12 protein-coding genes and 1 pseudogene are annotated in these 15777 nt (G+C 65.0%); 11 read left to right on the top strand and 2 right to left on the bottom strand.

Going from position 1 to position 15777, the window contains the following annotated elements; all coding sequences use genetic code 11:
• Window positions 1–3: 3 nt before the first annotated feature.
• From BO1_RS28505 to BO1_RS53090, 5 genes are read left to right on the top strand one after another with little or no spacing between them, the layout of a single operon-like run.
• Window positions 4–3222: an efflux RND transporter permease subunit gene (locus BO1_RS28505; RefSeq protein WP_028220470.1), complete on the top strand. Its 3219-nt coding sequence runs from the start codon at window positions 4–6 to the stop codon at window positions 3220–3222.
• 1 nt (window position 3223) lies between these two features.
• The gene (locus BO1_RS28500; protein ID WP_028220469.1) at window positions 3224–4720 is read left to right on the top strand and encodes an efflux transporter outer membrane subunit; all 1497 of its coding nucleotides are present in this window, start codon (window positions 3224–3226) and stop codon (window positions 4718–4720) included.
• Entirely contained in the window at window positions 4717–6000 is a 1284-nt protein-coding gene (locus BO1_RS28495; protein ID WP_028220468.1) for a paraquat-inducible protein A, read from the top strand. The genes BO1_RS28500 and BO1_RS28495 overlap by 4 nt, the downstream gene beginning before the upstream one ends.
• Window positions 5975–7597 carry a PqiB family protein gene (locus BO1_RS28490; protein ID WP_028220467.1) on the top strand — a complete coding sequence of 541 codons (1623 nt, stop codon included), beginning with the start codon at window positions 5975–5977 and terminating at the stop codon, window positions 7595–7597. Before BO1_RS28495 ends, BO1_RS28490 begins: the two co-directional genes overlap by 26 nt.
• Window positions 7594–8184 carry a PqiC family protein gene (locus tag BO1_RS53090; protein WP_043286900.1) on the top strand — a complete coding sequence of 197 codons (591 nt, stop codon included), beginning with the start codon at window positions 7594–7596 and terminating at the stop codon, window positions 8182–8184. The genes BO1_RS28490 and BO1_RS53090 overlap by 4 nt, the downstream gene beginning before the upstream one ends.
• A 93-nt stretch (window positions 8185–8277) precedes the next feature.
• Here the strand turns inward: BO1_RS53090 and BO1_RS28480 are convergent, their stop codons facing one another.
• Together BO1_RS28480 and BO1_RS59480 are read right to left on the bottom strand one after the other, a co-directional pair.
• Window positions 8278–8562, bottom strand: coding sequence for a hypothetical protein (locus tag BO1_RS28480; protein ID WP_028220466.1), 285 nt, complete (start codon window positions 8560–8562; stop codon window positions 8278–8280).
• A gap of 149 nt (window positions 8563–8711) precedes the next feature.
• Window positions 8712–8834: pseudogene (locus BO1_RS59480) on the bottom strand (potassium-transporting ATPase subunit KdpA); the annotation flags it as partial.
• Window positions 8835–9121: 287 nt separating this feature from the next.
• Between BO1_RS59480 and kdpF the strand changes: the two are divergent.
• The 6 genes from kdpF (at window position 9122) to BO1_RS53075 (ending at window position 15572) form a co-directional block, all read left to right on the top strand.
• Window positions 9122–9232 carry a K(+)-transporting ATPase subunit F gene (kdpF, locus tag BO1_RS62095; RefSeq protein WP_084688243.1) on the top strand — a complete coding sequence of 37 codons (111 nt, stop codon included), beginning with the start codon at window positions 9122–9124 and terminating at the stop codon, window positions 9230–9232.
• Window positions 9233–9309: 77 nt separating this feature from the next.
• Complete coding sequence (gene kdpA, locus BO1_RS28465) at window positions 9310–11109, top strand: potassium-transporting ATPase subunit KdpA (protein ID WP_028220465.1); 1800 nt, start codon at window positions 9310–9312, stop codon at window positions 11107–11109.
• Between the two features lie 54 nt (window positions 11110–11163).
• Window positions 11164–13347: a potassium-transporting ATPase subunit KdpB gene (gene kdpB, locus BO1_RS28460; protein ID WP_028220464.1), complete on the top strand. Its 2184-nt coding sequence runs from the start codon at window positions 11164–11166 to the stop codon at window positions 13345–13347.
• Between the two features lie 16 nt (window positions 13348–13363).
• The gene (locus BO1_RS58010) at window positions 13364–14380 is read left to right on the top strand and encodes a potassium-transporting ATPase subunit C (protein ID WP_028220463.1); all 1017 of its coding nucleotides are present in this window, start codon (window positions 13364–13366) and stop codon (window positions 14378–14380) included.
• 134 nt (window positions 14381–14514) lie between these two features.
• Complete coding sequence (locus BO1_RS28450; protein ID WP_028220462.1) at window positions 14515–15153, top strand: GNAT family N-acetyltransferase; 639 nt, start codon at window positions 14515–14517, stop codon at window positions 15151–15153.
• Window positions 15154–15164: 11 nt separating this feature from the next.
• Window positions 15165–15572 carry a hypothetical protein gene (locus BO1_RS53075; RefSeq protein WP_052409623.1) on the top strand — a complete coding sequence of 136 codons (408 nt, stop codon included), beginning with the start codon at window positions 15165–15167 and terminating at the stop codon, window positions 15570–15572.
• Window positions 15573–15777 lie beyond the last annotated feature (205 nt).

Genomic DNA, 15777 nt, shown 5'->3' with positions numbered 1-15777 from the left:
CCGATGAACATCTCCCACTTCTGCATCGACCGGCCGATCTTCGCGTCCGTCATTTCGATCGTCATCACGCTGGGTGGCGCGCTGACGATGTTCTCGCTGCCGATCGCGCAGTACCCGGACGTCACGCCGCCGCAGATCACGGTTTCGGCCACTTACCCGGGCGCGAGCGCGGACGTCGTCGCGAACAATGTGGCCGCGCCGCTCGAGGAGCAGGTCAACGGCGCGGACAACATGATCTACATGTATTCGTCCAGCTCGTCGACCGGCAACCTGACGCTGAACGTCTTCTTCGAGATCGGCACGAATCCGGAGCTCGCCCAGGTCGACGTGCAGAACCGCGTGAACCTGGCGCTGCCGCAACTGCCGCAGCAGGTGCAGTCGCAGGGCGTCCAGGTCCAGAAGAAGTCGAACGCCTTCATGATGGTGATCGCGATCTACTCGCCCGACCAGCGCTTCGACCCGACCTATATCGCGAACTATGCGAACGTCTATGTGCTCGATACGCTCAAGCGAATACCGGGCGCGAACCAGTCGGCGATCTTCGGCACACCTGATTACGCGATGCGGATCTGGCTGAAGCCGGACCGCATGGCGCAGCTCGGCATTACTGCGGGCGACGTGCAGAACGCGGTGCGCGCGCAGAACCAGCAGTTCGCCGTGGGCACCGTGGGCCAGTCGCCGACCGGCAGCCCGGTCGAGCAATCGTTCGCGGTGACGACAACGGGGCGGCTCGCGACAGCGGAAGAGTTTGACAACATCATCATCCGGGCGGCCAGCAACGGTGCGGCGATCGTCCGCCTGAAAGACATCGGCCGGGCCGAGCTGGGCCAGAAGAGCTATTCGAACCGCACCACTTACCAGGGCAAGCCGGCCACGATCATCGCGGTCTACCAGCAGCCGGGCGCGAACGCGCTCGACGTCTCGAAGCAGGTGCGCGCGACGCTCGATCAACTGAAGACGGCGTTCCCTGAAGGGCTCGACTATCAGATCGCGATGGACACGACGGACTTCACGCGCGCGTCGATCGCCGACGTGATCCACACGTTCTTCGAGGCGCTCGTGCTGGTGGTGATCGTCGTGTACGTGTTCCTGCAAAGCCTGCGCGCGACGCTGATCCCGGTGATGGCGGTGCCCGTGTCGATCGTCGGCACGGCGATGGGCATGGCCGAGCTGGGCTTCTCGATCAACATGCTGACGCTGTTCGGGATGGTGCTCGCGATTGGCATCGTCGTGGACGATGCGATCGTCGTGATCGAGAACGTCGAGCGCAACATGACCGTCCACAAGCTGAGCCCGAAAGACGCGGCCAAGCGCGCGATGGACGAGGTGTCGGGCCCGGTGGTCGCCATTGTGCTCGTGATGTGCGCGGTGTTCGTGCCGGTGGCGTTCCTCGGCGGGATCACCGGGCAGCTATACAAGCAGTTCGCCATCACGATCGCGATCTCCGTGGTGTTCTCGGGCATCGTCGCGTTGACGTTGTCGCCGGCGTTGGCCGCGATCCTGCTCAAGGAAACGCATCACGAAAAGAAAGCCTTTTTCAAGTGGTTCGACAACCAGTTCGCGCGCATGACGGCCAGCTACGGGCGCGCCGTGCAGTTCGTGATCCGGCGCTACGTGATGGGCCTCATCGTTTTCGCGGGCGTGATCGTGCTCGCGGTCCTGATGGCGAAGACGATTCCGGGCGGCTTCCTGCCGCCCGAGGACCAGGGCTACCTGCTCGGCGCGATCATCATGCCGGACGCAGCCAGCCTCGACCGGACCGCGGACGTGGGAGACAAGGTCACCGACTACTTCATGAAGCAGCCCGCGGTGAGCAGCGTCACGATCGTGAATGGCTACAGCCTGCTCGACAGCCAGAACAAGAACAATGCGGGCACGTTCTTCGTCGGCCTGAAGGGTTTCGACGAGCGCTACAAATTCTCCAACATCAAGGAGCAAAACGCGCGCGCGGTGCTGATCAAGGCCTATGAGACGCTATCGAAGGTCCAGGAGGGCATCGTCGTGCCCGTGAACCCGCCCTCCATTCCGGGCCTTGGCACGACGGGCGGCACGGAGATGTGGATCGAAAGCCAGGGGGATGGATCGATCCAGCAGCTCGCGGCCGTTGTGCAGGACTTCGTGGTCAAGGCGAAGGCGCGGCCCGAACTCGCCGGCGTGACCTCGACCTTCAACGCGGCTTCGCAGCAACTGCTGGTGAACGTGGACCGGGATCAGGCCGAGACGCTCGGCGTGCCGGTCGAAGAGGTGTACAGCGCGATGCAGACGATGTTCGGCTCGCTCTACGTCTCGCAGTTCAACAAGGACGCGCGGCTCTGGCAGGTGATCGTGCAGGCCGATCCGCGCTACCGGCTCACGCCGGCCGACCTCGACCAGATCTATGTGCGCAGCCGGACCAACAACATGGTGCCGATCAAGGCGGTGATGACCTACAAGTACGTCACGGGCCCCGACCTGATCACGCGCTTCAACAACTTCCCGGCCGTGAAGATCACCGCGAACGCAGCGCCGGGCTACAGTTCGGGCCAGGTGATCTCGACCTTGCAGGAGCTCGCCGCGCAGATGCCGCCGGGCTACGCCGTCGGCTGGAGCGGCGAGGCATTCGAGGAGATCAAGTCGGGCTCGGCCGGCGGCCTCGTGTTCGTGTTCGGGATCATCATGGTGTTCCTGATCCTCGCCGCGCAATACGAAAAGTGGTCGCTGCCGTTCGGCGTGCTGATGGCGGTGCCGTTCGCGCTGTTCGGCGCGCTGCTCGCGATCCTGCTGCGCGGCCTGAACAACGACGTTTACTTCCAGATCGGCCTGACGATGCTGATCGCGCTCGCCGCGAAGAACGCGATCCTGATCTTCGAGTTCGCGGTGCTGAACCGGGAGGAGGGCAAGTCGCCATACGACGCGGCGCTCGTTGCCGCCGAAGAGCGTCTGCGGCCGATCGTGATGACCTCGCTCGCGTTCATCCTGGGCTGTGTGCCGCTCGCCATTGCGCTGGGCGCCTCGCAGAACAGCCGCCACTCGATCGGCACGGGCGTGATCGGCGGGATGCTGGGTGCAACCGCGATCGCCGTGTTCTTCATCCCGATGTTCTACTGGGGGATCGAGTCGCTCGGCTCGCGCAAGGGCGGTGGCAAGTCAAACCCCGAGTCGGGCAGCGGGACCCCACCGGCGGCCCCGGGCGGCTCGGGCTCGCCGCATGTCACGCCGTCCGCGCGGCATGAGGATGACTGACATGCGTCCCGCCGCCTTCGCGCGCATCGCTGCGCCGCTCCTCGTCCTAGGGTTGCTGCACGGCTGCCTGCTCGGCCCCAACTACGAGCGGCCGAAGGTGGCCGTGCCCGACACCTACCGCTTCCCGTACGCGAACGCGGCGGATGTCGCCAACACCACCTGGTGGAAGCAGTTCCAGGACCCGGTGCTCAACGACCTCGTGAAGACCGCGCTCGCGAACAACCTCAACGTGAAGCAGGCGACCGCGCGCGTCGACGAGTTCCTGGGCCAGTTCGTGAGCACACGTTCGGCGTTGTTCCCGCAGGCGAGCGTCGGCTTCGGCGCGTCGCGCCAGCGCGCCTCGCAGGATGGGCCGACGCCGATACCGGCCGGCGTCTCGCCGGTGTTCAACGAGTTCCAGCCGAGCCTCTCGGCCTTCTGGAATATCGATCTGTTCGGCCAGGTGCGGCGCGAGACGGAGGCGGCGCGTGCGAATGTGAACGCGGCCGAGCAGAGCCGCCGCGCGACGATCCTCACCCTCGTCTCGTCGGTCGCGACGTCGTATATCACGCTGCGCAGCCTCGACGCGCAGCTCGAGATTGCCCAGAGCACGCTGGTGAGCCGCGCCGATTCCGTGCACGTGTTCACGCTGCGCCGGCAGTTCGGCCAGACTTCGGAGATGGAGCTCGCACAGAGCGAGTCCGACTATGAGGCCACGGCGGCGACCATCCCGCAACTCGAGCAGCAGATCGCACAGCAGGAAGATGCGCTCTCGGTGCTGCTCGGCAGCAATCCGGAGCCGATCCTGCGCGGCCGCGCGCTCGCGGACCTCGCCACGCCCGACGTGCCCGCGGGCATGCCATCGGACCTGCTCGATCGCCGGCCCGACCTGTTGCAGGCCGAGCAGAACCTGGTCGCGCAAAACGCGCTGATCGGCGCGGCGCGGGCCTTGTATTTCCCGCAGATCTCGCTCACGGGGCTGTTTGGCTCGGTCAGCACGCAGTTCTCGAACCTCTTCACCGGACCCGCGCGGGTATGGTCGTTTGCCGGCTCGGCAACGCTGCCGATCTTCACGGGCGGCAACATCTACGGCCAGAACAAGCAGGCCGACGCGCGCCAGCAAGAGGCGTTGTTTGCGTATGAAAACGCGATCCAGGTGGCGTTCCAGCAGGTCGACGACGCGCTGATCGCGGTGCAGAAGTCGCGCGAGCAAGTGGCGATCCAGAGCCGCCAGGTCGACTCGCTGCGCACTTATCTGCGGCTCGCGCGGCTGCGTTACGAGGGGGGCTACACGAGCTACCTGGAGGTGCTCGACGCCGAGCGCAATCTGTTCAGCGCGGAGCTTCAATTCACGCAGACGCAGGCCGCGACGCTCACGACCCTCGTCAGCCTCTACATGGCGATGGGCGGCGGCTGGGTCGTTGAGGCGGAGCGCATGAGCGTGCCCGCGCCGGCGCCCGGTCAGGCGCAGGCTGCGCAACCGGCCGCGTCACAGCCCGCCGCGCAGGTGCCGCAATGACAGCGGGCAAGCTCATTGCATGCCACGAATGCGACCTCCTGCAGCGTGAGGTGCCCGTGCCGGAGGGTGGGGTGCTGCGCTGCCGCCGCTGCCACGCCGAGTTCTACCGGAACCTCCCGGACAGCCTCGAACGCGCGCTCGCGCTGTCGCTTGCCGCGGTCGTGCTGTTCGTCATCTCGAACGTGTATCCGATCGTGGGACTGTCGGTCAACGGCACGGTCGTCGAGACGACGTTGATGGGCGCGGTGCGGGTGCTGTATCGGGACGGCAAGTGGCCGCTCGCGAGCCTCGTGTTCGCGACTACGGTGCTCATGCCGATTCTGCAGACCACGGGCATGTTGTGGATTCTGCTGCCGTTGAAGTACGAGCGCGTGCCATGGGGTGGGCCATGGGTGTTCCGCTTGTACCATCTGTGCCAGCCGTGGGGGATGACCGAAGTCCTGATCCTCGGCTTGCTGGTCGCGCTCGTGAAGCTTTCGAAGATCGCGGGCGTGGTGGTCGGCCCCGCGCTCTGGTCGTTCGGCGCGCTGATGCTGGTCCTCGCAGCGGCTGCGGCCGCCTTCGATACGCACATCCTGTGGTTGCGCGTGGCCGCGGTGGAGCACAAGGGCGGGCCGCCCGCGCTCGACGAGCCGTTGCCGCAAGGCACGATTACCGCCGCGCAATGCGGCCTCGCGCTGTGCCACGACTGCGGACTGCTCGCGAGCGCGCGGCAGCATGGGCACCATTGCCCGCGCTGTGGCGCGGCGCTGCACCTGCGCAAGCCCGCGAGCCTGTCGCGCACCTGGGCGCTGCTGATTGCCGCGATGGTGATGTACATCCCGGCGAACATGCTGCCGGTGATGTACACGAGCTCGCTGTTCGGCGCCGAGAACGACACGATCCTCTCCGGCGTCGTCTACCTCTGGACATCGGGCTCATGGCCGCTCGCGATCGTCGTGTTCGTCGCGAGCATTGCGGTGCCGATGCTGAAGATTCTCGCGCTCTGCTACCTCGCGCTTTCGACGCAGATGCACTCGCAGTGGTACCCCGTCGAGCGCACGCGGATCTACCGGATCGTCGAGTTCGTCGGGCGCTGGTCGATGCTCGACATCTACGTGATCACGATGCTTGTCGCGCTGGTGCAGTTTCAGGCGCTCGCAACGATCCAGGCCGGCAACGCGGCGATCGCCTTTGGGGCGGTGGTGGTGCTCACGATGTTCGCGGCGATGGAGTTTGACCCACGTCTGATGTGGGACGAAGCGGAGCAAGATCATGCCAGCACAGGACCCCAAGCCTGATTTCCCCGACGCCGAGGCGGTGCCGCGCTCGCGCTGGCGCCTGCAGCTCATCTGGTTCGTGCCGATCCTCGCGGTCTTGATTGGCGGCTCGCTCGCGCTCAAGGCGGTCATCGAAAAGGGGCCGACGATCACCATCAGCTTTTCGACGGCCGAAGGGCTCGAGGCGGGCAAGACCAGGATCAAATTCAAGAACGTCGATATCGGCATCGTCAAGTCGGTGACGCTCACGCCCGACCACATGCGCGTGGTCGCGACCGCCGACATCAACAAGGACGCGACCGACATGCTGGTCGACAACACGCGCTTCTGGGTCGTGCGTCCGCGCATTTCAGGCGGGACGGTGTCGGGGATCGGCACGCTGCTGTCCGGCTCGTACCTCGGCATGGACGTCGGCAACGCGAAGGCCGAGCGGCGCGACTTCGTCGGCCTCGAAGTGCCGCCCGTGATCGCGAGCGACGTGCCCGGCCGCGAATTCGTCCTCAAGAGCGCGGACATGGGCTCGCTCGACATCGGCTCGCCGGTGTACTTCCGCCGTCTGCAGGTCGGGCAGGTCTCGGGCTACAAGCTCGATCCCGACGGCGGCGGCGTGACGCTGCGCGTGTTCATCAACGCACCGTACGACAAGTTCGTGCAGGCGGACACGCGCTTCTGGCACGCGAGCGGCGTCGACGTGACGGTGGGCTCCAATGGCATTCAGGTCAACACGCAGTCGCTGGTGTCGATCATGATCGGCGGCGTGGCATTCGAAGCGCCGCCCGACGGACTCGACAAGACCGTCGCCACGAACGGCACGACGTTCACGCTGTTCCCGGACCGGACCGAGGCGATGAAGCCGCATCACCGCATCGTCGTCAAGTACATGGCCAACTTCAATGAATCGGTGCGAGGCCTGACGGTGGGCGCACCCGTCGATTTCCGCGGCATCGTGATCGGAGAAGTGACGGCAATCTATACGCGCTTCGATCCGAAGCTGGAAAAATTCAGCATTCCGGTGGAATTCAATCTCTATCCGGCACTCTTCACGTCCCGCTACCGGGACCGTACGGCGGCCAACCCGAATGGCCGTTTGACCGACCAGCCCCACGCGCTTGCAGACAGCCTCGTCGCGAAGGGACTGCGCGTGCAGCTGAGAACCGGCAACCTGCTGACCGGGCAACTGTACCTGGCCGTCGACTTCTTCCCCGACGCGCCGAAGGCCATGGTCGACTGGGACTCCTCGCCGCCGGCGCTGCCCGCGATCCCCGGCAACCTGCAACGGTTGCAGGACGATGTTGCGCAACTCGTGGCGAAGCTGAACAAGATTCCGTTCGAGTCGATCGGCAAGAACACGCAGCAGACGCTCGCGAGCGCCAACACGCTGCTCAATCATCTCGATACCGAGATCGTCCCGGAGGCGCAGGACACGCTGGTGGCGGCGCACGCGGCGCTCGGCGCCGCCACCAACGCGCTGCAGCCGAACTCGGCGCTGCAGCAGAACACCGCGGACGCGATGCAGGAGCTGGCGCGCACGGCCGCGTCCTTCCGCACCCTTGCTGATTATCTGGAGCGGCATCCGGAAGCGTTGATTCGCGGAAAGTCGCAGGAGACCCAGCCGTGAAGCGCACCTTCCTGTTCTCCGCTGTCGTGCTGATCGCCGGCCTGGCTGGCGGCTGCAGTAGTTCGCCAACCGCCAGCTTCTATCGCCTGAAGCCGGACGCGACGCTCACGACCCAGGGCCCCGCTGCGCCGCTGTATGTCGTGGTGAGCCCTGTGACCATTCCGGAGCTGGTCGACCGGCCGCAGATCGTCGTGACGCTGGCCGGCAACCAGGTGTCGCCCAATGAATTTCAGCGCTGGGCCGACCCGCTGAAAAGCGGCATCCAGCGCACGATCGCCGGCGACCTCGCGGCGCTGCTCGGCTCCGAGCACGTGAGCATCTTTGGTGCCGACCCCAGCGGGCCGCCGGTGTGGCGCGTACGTGTCGATGTGATGCGCTTCGATTCGGTGGTGGGGGAGACGGCGAGCGTCGACGCGCAGTGGACGATCTGGCCGCCGAAGGACACGAAGCCGATCCTCGGCCATACCTCCGCGCACGAGCCGGTGCAAGGGCAGGGCTACGACGCGCTCGTGGCCGCGCACGATCGGGCGCTGGCCTCGGTGAGCCGCGATATTGCGGCGGCCATCCAGGCGGACTTGCCGCGCTGACCTGCGCGGGCGCGGCTCCGTGGTGTCCTTGGTGTCTTGCGTGCCGGCTTCGCACGTGTTGATCGAGCGGCAATGGGGCGGCGGCGCGCGCCGTCAATTGCAGCCGTGACTGTTGGCGCTTCGATAACACGTGGTGCCGCCGGGCCCCTTGACCACGCCTTTGCCATTCATCGTCCTGGCTTCGCCGCCCCGGTTCGTCTGGGTCGTGCGCACGCCATTCTGGTTCACCTGGGATGTCCAGGCCGTGCCGGTATTGCGGTTATAGCCTCCAGCGGTCTGACCGTTGCCGCAGGCCGTCTCGCCACGGGCGTTCGTCGCGCATTCCGCATACGCATGGGCGCTGAGCAATGCGCATACCAATATTATCAGGGTCTTCATGGAAGTTCTCCTGCAAGGGCTGAGTCCGTCGAAAAAGCCTGGTTGTGCAGACCGAATCACGATGCCAAAGCAGTGGAGAGCTGGGCGACTCGGTATCTACAAGTCTAGGTCGTCGCCATTCGCTTTTCTTCCGGAACGACTTGTTTTTCTCATCGACAGCGGTGTTCGACGCTCGGGCCGAGCGCGAGCGCAGGCAGACAGGTGATGGAGGTGATCAGCACCACCGTGCCGATCAGCAGACTGACGAACAGCGGGCCGTGCGTGGGCAGTGTGTCAATTCAATGAAATGCTCCCGGGCTCCCGTATCAATTTTTGGTCAACGTCGCGTCGTATATCCCGCCTATGCACAAACCCCTTCCGGATTTACGGAATTTTTATCCGGAGCCTCCTATACCTTAAGCACCCCGCAAAACGCGGGGGCACACTGCGCACTCACGCGCAGCGGCAGCGTCTTGCCGAAACATTCTTATTTGGGGATGCGCAATGAACCTCGTCGTCTGGTTGCCGGCCTTGTTCGGGCTCGGGCTGGTGAGTCTCATCCTGTGCCTGCTGTTTGTCGATGCCTGCGAGCGTATATAAGGAGAACGTCATGGCCTGGCTTGCCGCTGCGATATCCGCCCTGACGTTCGTGTATCTGTTCGTGGCGCTGATCCGCCCCGAATGGTTCTGACGCGCCTCGCGCGCGCGAACGCCGCTACGGCGCACATTCTCAATCGATTGCCTTTTCCGGCTTGAAAGGGGCTGTCCATGTGGACCTTGCCGATCATCATTCTCGTCATCGCGATTGCCATATCGATTCCGCTCAGCCGCTACATGGCCGGGATCATGGATGACCATTTGCACGCGCCGCGCCTGCTGCGCTGGTTCGAGTCACGCCTCGACAGCGGCCAGCAGGACTGGAAGCAGTACACCGTCGCGCTGCTCGTCTTCAACGTGGCGCTGTTCATTTTCGGCTTCGTGGTGCTCTCGCTGCAGCCGCTCATGCCGCTGAACCCGCTCGGCCGCGGCATGCTGGCGCCTTCGACGATCTTCAACACGGTCATCTCGTTCATGACCAACACGAACCTGCAGCACTACTCGGGCGATCAGCACCTCTCCAACTTCAGCCAGATCTTCTTCATCCTGCCGAACATGTTTCTTTCGGCGGCGGTGGGCGTGTGCGCGCTGAGCGCGATCATCCGCGCGCTGCGCGGCCAGCAGCTGATCGGCAACTTCTTCGTCGACATGTGGCGGGTGGTCGTGTACATGTTCGTGCCGATCGCGCTCGTGGTGGGCACGATCTTCATTCACGAAGGCATGCCGATGACCTACGCGAGCGACGTGCAGGTGACGACGCTCGAGCCCGCCGCGATGGGTACCGACGACCACGGCCAGGCCAAGCAGCAAACACTGATCATCGGCCCGGTCGCCGCCGTCATTCCGATCAAGATGCTCGGCACCAACGGTGGTGGCTTTTACGGCATGAACAGCGCGCAGCCCTACGAGAACCCCACGGCGCTCTCGAATCTCGTCACGACGCTCGCCATGATGATCTTCCCGTTCTCGCTGGTGCTGATGTACGGGCGCATGCTCGGGCGCATGCGGCACGCGGTCGTGATCTATAGCGTGATGCTCTCGATGATGATCGGGCTCATCGTCTGGGCCGTGTATTGGGACACGCTGCAGCCCAATCCCGCGTTCACCGCGCATCCGGCGCGCACCTATGCGCTCGCGGGTACGCAGCATGAGGTGACGAGCCCTGCCGTGGCCGCGCTGCCCGTCGATCAGCACCTGGGCAATCTGGAAGGCAAGGAGCTGCGCTTCGGCACCTCGGCCGGCGCCACCTTCGCCGCGATCACCACCGACGTGACCTGCGGCGCGGTCAACGCCGAGCACGACAGCCTGAACCCGATCGCGGGCCTTTCGCCGATGATCGGCATGTGGCTGAACTGCGTGTTCGGCGGCAAGGGCGTCGGCATGATCAACCTGCTGCTGTTCCTCATTGTCGGCGTGTTCCTCGCTGGCCAGATGGTCGGGCGCACGCCCGAGTATCTGGGCCGCAAGGTGGGCGCGCGCGAGATGAAGCTGGCGATGATCGCGCTGCTCGTGCACCCGATCCTGATTCTGGGGCCGACGGGCCTGTTCTCCGCCACCGACTGGGGCACGAAGGCCGAGGCGAATCCGGGCGCGCATGGCTTCAGCGAGATCGTCTATCAGTTCTCGTCTGCGTCCGCCAATAACGGCTCGGCGTTCGACGGACTCTCGACCACCTACGGCCTGAATGCGAACCCGAACCCCGCGCCCACCGCCGTGCAGTGGGATACCGCAACGGGCCTCGTGATGCTGTTCTCGCGCTATCTGCCGATCGTGGCGCCAATCGCCATGGCCGCGTTCCTCGGCCGCAAGAAGATGGCGCCGGTCACCCTCGGCACGATGCGCGACAACACGGCCACGTTCGGCTTCCTGCTGCTCGGGACGATCATGATCGTGGGGGCGCTGCTGTTCTTGCCGGTCGCCGCGCTCGGGCCGCTGGCGGACCATCTGGGACCGCTACCGTTCGGTGGATGACGAAGCAGGACAAAACCATTTCCGTTATAGACAACGTATTCAGGATGGCGAAACATGAACTCCACTCATGCCGTTCCCGATGCGGTAAAACCGGTTTCGAGCGGTCCTCAGCCGCCGCACCACGGGCATCGTGACCAGCTTTTTGACCGCGAACTGGTGCGTCTCGCGCTAAGGCAGTCGATTGTCTCGCTGCGGCCGGACATCCAGTGGAAGAACCCGGTGATGTTCGTCGTCGAAATCGGCGCCGTGCTGACCTTTGTGTTCATCCTCGAGATCGCCTTCGGCATCGCCCATAGCGCCGCACCGCTCACGTACTTCATCGCGCTCGACGCCTGGCTGTTCCTGACCGTGGTGTTCGCGAACTTCGCGACCGCGATCGCGGAGGAGCGCGGCAAGGCGCAGGCCGACACGCTCAAGCGCGCGCGGCGCGATACGTCAGCGAGCCGCGTGCGCAGTGACGGCACGTTCGAGACCGTGTCGTCGGTGAGCCTGCATCGCGGCGATCTCGTGGTCGTGCGCTCCGGCGAAGTCATCCCGGGCGACGGCGAGGTGATCGAAGGCACGGCCTCGGTCGATGAATCGGCGATCACGGGCGAGTCCGCGCCGGTCATTCGCGACGCGGGCGGCGACCGCTCCGGCGTCACGGGCGGCACCACGGTGCTCTCCGACGAGATCACGGTGCGCATCTCGGCCGATCCCGGCGAGACCTTTCTCGACCGCATGATCGCGCTCGTGGAAGGCGCGGTGCGCCAGCGCACGCCCAACGAGATCGCGCTGACGCTCGTGCTCTCCGCGTTCACGCTGATCTTCCTGATCGTGGTCGTGCCGCTGTGGCCGATGGCGTTCAACGCCGAGCAGTACATGACGGGCTATCTGGGCCTCTCCGAGCCGCTGCATAGCCTGGGCACCGACGTGCCCACGCTCGTGGCGCTGCTCGTGTGCCTGATCCCGACCACGATCGGCGCGCTGCTCGCGGCGATCGGCATTGCGGGCATGGACCGCGCGCTGCGCGCGAACATCATCGCCAAGAGCGGCAAGGCCGTGGAGGTGGCGGGCGACATCGACACCGTCGTGCTCGACAAGACCGGCACGATCACCATGGGCAACCGCCGCGCCACGGCGTTCATGCCGGTGGGCACCGCCGACGAAAGCGAGCTCAAGCGTCTCGCCGCGATGGCCTCGTTCGGCGACATCACGCCCGAAGGCAAGAGCATTGCCGCTGCCGGCGGCTCCCCGCTCGCGCCCTATGCCGGCCATGCGAGCCATGGCATTCCCGGTGCCATGACGGACACCAATACCCGGGTGATTCCGTTCTCGGCGCAAACGCGCATGAGCGGCGTCGATCTCGCGGACGGCCGCTCGATCCGCAAGGGCGCGCCCGACGCGGTGATCGCGTGGGTGCACGAGCGCGGCGGCGAGGTGCCGTACGGGCTCGAAGCCATCCTCAAGCAGGCGGGCGCGCAGGGCGCGACGCCGATCGCCGTGGCCAACGGCAACGAGATCGCGGGCGTCGTGCTGCTCGAAGACATCCTGAAGCCCGGCATCCGCGACCGTATCCAGCGGCTGCGCGCGATGGGGCTCTACACGGTCATGGTCACGGGCGACAACGCGCTGACCGCCGCGACGATCGCGCGGCTCGCCGGCGTGGATCACTTCATCGCGGAAGCGACGCCGGAGGCCAAGCTCGTCTATCTGCGCGCCGAGCAGGCCGAGGGCAAGCTGGTCGCGATGATGGGCGACGGCACCAACGACGCGCCCGCGCTCGCGCAGGCCGACGTGGGCCTCGCGATGAACTCGGGCACGCAGGCCGCGAAGGAGGCCGGCAACATGGTCGACCTCGACAGCGACCCGACCAAGCTGATCGAGGTCGTGGAGATCGGCAAGCAGTTGCTGATGACGCGCGGCGCATTGACGACGTTCTCGATCGCCAACGATGTGGCCAAGTACTTCGCCATCGTGCCGGCGCTGTTCGCGGGCACGTTGCCGTGGCTCGGCGCGATGGACGTGATGCATCTGCATTCGCCTACGTCGGCGATCTTGTCCGCGGTGATCTTCAACGCGCTGATCATTCCGCTGCTGATTCCGGTCGCGCTCAAGGGCGTGCGCTATCGCGCGCTCGGCGCCGATGCACTGCTGCGCCGCAATCTGCTGATCTGGGGCCTGGGCGGCGTGATCGTGCCGTTTGCGGGCATCAAGCTGATCGACGTCGTGATGACCGCGCTGCACCTCGTTGCCTGATGCCAAGGGGAAAGTCATGCTACGCCACATTTCAAAGAGTCTCTGGCTGCTGGGTCTTGCCGTCGTCCTCGTGTGCGGCATCTACCCGGGCATCCTGTGGGTCATCGGCCAGACCGCCTTTCCGTTCCAGGCCAATGGCAGCGTGGTCAAGGGCCCCGACGGCAAGCCCGTGGGCTCGCTCCTGATCGCGCAGCCGTTCACGAAGGACGAGTACTTCCAGCCACGGCCGTCTGCGGTGGCGTACGACGCCACGTCGTCGGGGTCGTCGGGGCTGGGCGCCGCGAACTACGCGTTGCGCGACCGCGTCGCGCGCGCCATCGGTCCGATCGCGCAATATGCCGATGGCCCGAAGGCGGGCAAGCCCGTCGCGCCCGATGTCGAGGCCTGGTTCCAGGCGGACCGCTTCGGCGGCCAGCCGCACATCGTTGCGCAATGGGCCAACGCGCACAATAGCCTCGCGCAGGCCTGGGTCACCGCCGATCCGACGCATGCGGCCTATGTCGACGCATGGGTGAAGCAGCACTCGAACGACGTGAAGCAATGGATTGCCGCGAACCCCGGCACGCCGCAGCCCAAGGCGGCCGATCTCGCAGTGCCGTTCTTCGCGTCGTTCTCGACGGAGCATCCGGGCAAGTTCCCCTCGGCGGTCACGCACAAGGACAGCAGCGGCAAGGACGTGACCACGATCGAGCCGGTGAGCACGGGCAGCGATATCCAGTCGATGTTCTTCGACATGTGGCGCCAGGACCATCCCGACGTCGCGCTGCAAAACGTGCCGGGCGATTTCGTGACCACTTCGGCTTCGGGTCTCGACCCGGACATCACGCTCGCGAATGCAATGTTCCAGCTGGACCGTGTCGCGGCGGCGTGGGCGAAGGACACGAAGCGCGATCCCGCGCAGGTTCGCACCGAGATCGAGGGGATCTTGCACGATGCGACGCAGGCGCCGCTCAACGGGCTGGTGGGCGAGCCGTTCGTCAACGTGCTGCAGGTCAATCTCGAGTTGCGCCGCCGGTATGGGGCGCCGGCATGACGATGAGGGTCGGTGGCCGTTGAATACGAGGAAAGCATGACAACCCGTGTCGCGCGATTCTTTACGACATTTTTGCTTGCTGCGTATCTTGGCCGTCCCTAGACTTGAATAAACGACGATGCAAGGGAGTGGTCATGTCGAAGCGAAATCTGTCGCGGTCCGGGCATAAGGTGCACCGGCAGACTGGGCGTGGTGTGGGCAATGTCGTGCTAAGACGCTTTGACCCATTGCTCGACTCCTATGAGGCGCTCACGGTGCTGCTGCATCGCGCTTTCGCGCGTCTCGGGATGATGGGCCTGAACTGCACGTGCGTGGACCAGGACGCAGCGCTCACGCAACGCCGCGCACAGGCTGGCGACTGCTTTGTCGTCGTGGCCAACGGCAAGCTGATCGGCACGATGACACTGTATGCGCGCGAGGCGGAGTCGCGCTGCGAGCATTATCGACAGCGCGACATTGCTTCGGTTCGTCAACTGGCGATCGATCCTTGCTGGCAAAACCGCGGCATCGGCAAGTCGCTACTGGCTTTCGCCGAGCACTGGGCCGCGACTCGCGGCTATGCGGAGCTCGCGCTCGATACGCCTTATCCTGCTGCGCATCTCGTGGCCTTTTATCGTTCGCAGGGCTATCGCATTGTCGACACGCTGCGATTTCCCGGCAAGGTCTACGACAGCGCGATTCTCAGCAAGGCTCCCGTCGTGGCCCGGACGCTGGCGGCGTGGACGCACCAGATCGCTCTGCCGCGTTCGCGCTTTGTGCGCTTTGCCGCGTGAGGGGCAACGGCATGCACGAACCTGAGCGAGACGCCAACAATCCCGATGCATTGAGCGAAGCGGAACGTGCGCGTCTCAAGACATTGATGCGTTCGCGTGCCTGGCTGAAGATCGTGATCTTCACGATATGCGTCGACCAGGTCCTGACTGCGGTGTTTACGTACGTGGGTCAAATGATCGATCCAGCCATGGGGGGAATTGAAACGCTGGTCTTTAGCTGTTTGACCTGCGTGTTCGTGAGCAACTGGCTGGTTAGCGATGCGCGCGCGGCATGGGACAATGCGAAGAAACACGGGCACGTTGCGACGACGCGGTCCGGTTCGGGTGGCCGCGAACTCAATATCGCCGATGCCTGCCCACGGCGCTGGCTCGTCATGCTTCACATCGAGTTGAACCCGGAACTGGCTGAGATCGCCTGATTTCCACTGATCGAGCGACGGACAAAAATCCGGAGATCGAGTCGGCCAATAAACTCAGGTTTACTAATCGAATCTGAGTGGCCTGCGCCTCAAGTTCGCGCCTCACCACATCCCTGCAACAATTCCTTCACGAAGTGCCTATACGGTAGCGTCGATTGACCTCGAGTTCGTCCGAACAAGAAGTTTTCAATTCCTTACGGAGACG

The organism is Paraburkholderia oxyphila NBRC 105797, assembly GCF_000685075.1.
Classification (GTDB): Bacteria; Pseudomonadota; Gammaproteobacteria; order Burkholderiales; family Burkholderiaceae; genus Paraburkholderia; species Paraburkholderia oxyphila.
Note: the sequence above shows the minus strand (reverse complement) of the source record. Positions and strands in the feature narration are given on the sequence as shown.